Annotated in this window: 2 rRNA genes; both read right to left on the bottom strand. The window is 49.7% G+C overall.

Annotated features, from left to right (window positions below):
- A 5S ribosomal RNA gene (gene rrf, locus FC61_RS12220) occupies positions 1–81 on the bottom strand; the annotation flags it as partial.
- A 69-nt stretch (positions 82–150) separates the two neighbouring features.
- A 23S ribosomal RNA gene (locus FC61_RS12225) occupies positions 151–3069 on the bottom strand.
- Positions 3070–3213: the final 144 nt, after the last annotated feature.

Consider the following 3213-nt stretch of genomic DNA (forward strand, 5'->3'; position numbering starts at 1 on the left):
CCAACTACTATCGGCGTGCTGAAGCTTAACTTCTGTGTTCGGCATGGGAACAGGTGTATCCTTCAGGCTATCGCCACCACACTATAAGAGAACTTCTTCCCTCAAAACTAGATATTATTCAATTATTCTCGAAACAACTACGTTGTTGACTTGGTTAAGTCCTCGACCGATTAGTACTGGTCCGCTCCACGCCTCACGGCGCTGCTACTTCCAGCCTATCTACCTGATCATCTCTCAGGGGTCTTACTTCCATATAGGAATGGGAAATCTCATCTTGAGGCGAGTTTCACACTTAGATGCTTTCAGCGTTTATCTCATCCATACATAGCTACCCAGCGATGCGCCTGGCGGCACAACTGGTACACCAGCGGTATGTCCATCCCGGTCCTCTCGTACTAAGGACAGCTCCTCTCAAATTTCCTACGCCCGCGACGGATAGGGACCGAACTGTCTCACGACGTTCTGAACCCAGCTCGCGTACCGCTTTAATGGGCGAACAGCCCAACCCTTGGGACCGACTACAGCCCCAGGATGCGATGAGCCGACATCGAGGTGCCAAACCTCCCCGTCGATGTGGACTCTTGGGGGAGATAAGCCTGTTATCCCCAGGGTAGCTTTTATCCGTTGAGCGATGGCCCTTCCATACGGTACCACCGGATCACTAAGCCCGACTTTCGTCCCTGCTCGACCTGTCTGTCTCGCAGTCAAGCTCTCTTCTGCCTTTACACTCGACGAATGATTTCCAACCATTCTGAGAGAACCTTTGGGCGCCTCCGTTACTTTTTAGGAGGCGACCGCCCCAGTCAAACTGCCTACCTGACACTGTCTCCCACCACGATAAGTGGTGCGGGTTAGAGTGTTCACACAGCGAGGGTCGTATCCCACCAGCGCCTCACTCGAAACTAGCGTTCCGAGTTCTACGGCTCCGACCTATCCTGTACAAGCTGTGTCAACACCCAATATCAAGCTACAGTAAAGCTCCATGGGGTCTTTCCGTCCTGTCGCGGGTAACCTGCATCTTCACAGGTAATATAATTTCACCGAGTCTCTCGTTGAGACAGTGCCCAGATCGTTACGCCTTTCGTGCGGGTCGGAACTTACCCGACAAGGAATTTCGCTACCTTAGGACCGTTATAGTTACGGCCGCCGTTTACTGGGGCTTCATTTCTGGGCTTCGCCGAAGCTAACTCATCCACTTAACCTTCCAGCACCGGGCAGGCGTCAGCCCCTATACGTCATCTTTCGATTTTGCAGAAACCTGTGTTTTTGATAAACAGTCGCCTGGGCCTTTTCACTGCGGCTGCACTTGCGTGCAGCACCCCTTCTCCCGAAGTTACGGGGTCATTTTGCCGAGTTCCTTAACGAGAGTTCACTCGCTCACCTTAGGATACTCTCCTCGACTACCTGTGTCGGTTTGCGGTACGGGTAATTAATCACTAACTAGAAGCTTTTCTCGGCAGTGTGACATCTGGCGCTTCCCTACTAAAATTCGGTCCTCGTCACGCCTTGTCCTTAGCGATAAGCATTTGACTCATCACCAGACTTGACGCTTGAACACACATTTCCAATCGTGTGCACACCATAGCCTCCTGCGTCCCTCCATCGTTCAAACATGATTAACTAGTACAGGAATATCAACCTGTTATCCATCGCCTACGCCTTGCGGCCTCGGCTTAGGTCCCGACTAACCCTGGGAGGACGAGCCTTCCCCAGGAAACCTTAGTCATTCGGTGGATCAGATTCTCACTGATCTTTCGCTACTCATACCGGCATTCTCACTTCTAAGCGCTCCACAAGTCCTTGCGATCTTGCTTCGTTGCCCTTAGAACGCTCTCCTATCACTCGACCTTACGGTCGAATCCACAATTTCGGTAACATGCTTAGCCCCGGTAAATTTTCGGCGCAGAATCACTCGGCTAGTGAGCTATTACGCACTCTTTAAATGGTGGCTGCTTCTGAGCCAACATCCTAGCTGTCTATGCAACTCCACATCCTTTTCCACTCAGCATGTATTTAGGGACCTTAATTGGTGGTCTGGGCTGTTCCCCTTTCGACGGTGGATCTTATCACTCATCGTCTGACTCCCGGATATAAATCTGTGGCATTCGGAGTTTATCTGAATTCAGTAACCCATGACGGGCCCCTAGTCCAAACAGTGGCTCTACCTCCACGATTCTTAACTCCGAGGCTAACCCTAAAGCTATTTCGGAGAGAACCAGCTATCTCCAAGTTCGTTTGGAATTTCACCGCTACCCACACCTCATCCCAGCATTTTTCAACATACACGGGTTCGGTCCTCCAGTGCGTTTTACCGCACCTTCAACCTGGACATGGGTAGGTCACCTGGTTTCGGGTCTACATCAATTTACTGAAACGCCCGTTTCAGACTCGCTTTCGCTACGGCTCCGGTCTTTCCACCTTAACCTTGCAAATTAACGTAACTCGCCGGTTCATTCTACAAAAGGCACGCTATCACCCATTAACGGGCTCTAACTAATTGTAGGCACATGGTTTCAGGAACTATTTCACTCCGCTTCCGCGGTGCTTTTCACCTTTCCCTCACGGTACTGGTTCACTATCGGTCACTAGGGAGTATTTAGCCTTGGGAGATGGTCCTCCCGGATTCCGACCACGTTTCACGTGTGTGGCCGTACTCAGGATCCTGAACTGAGGGTTGACGATTTCACCTACGGGGGTATCACCCTCTATGCCGAGCCTTCCCAGACTCTTCGGTTATCATCAACTTTGGTAACTCAAATGTTCAGTCCTACAACCCCAGAAAGCAAGCTTCCTGGTTTGGGCTGTTCCCCGTTCGCTCGCCGCTACTTAGGGAATCGATTTTTCTTTCTCTTCCTGTGGGTACTTAGATGTTTCAGTTCCCCACGTCTGCCTCAACTTGACTATGTATTCATCAAGTTGTAATCATCGGTAAAGATGATTGGGTTTCCCCATTCGGAAATCTCCGGATCAAAGCTTACGTACAGCTCCCCGAAGCATATCGGTGTTAGTCCCGTCCTTCATCGGCTCCTAGTACCAAGGCATCCACCATGCGCCCTTCATAACTTAACCTAACGGTCACTTCGTGATCGTCAAATTAATTGAGTATTAGCGATAAACTAATTAAAAAACTCAAAAATACGCAGTTGTTTCTCGGTTTAATTATCTTAATAATTAAAGGAAAATAATTGATAATATCTAGTTTTCAAAGAACAA

The sequence above is a fragment of the Levilactobacillus brevis ATCC 14869 = DSM 20054 genome, from assembly GCF_001433855.1.
Taxonomy (GTDB): domain Bacteria; phylum Bacillota; class Bacilli; order Lactobacillales; family Lactobacillaceae; genus Levilactobacillus; species Levilactobacillus brevis.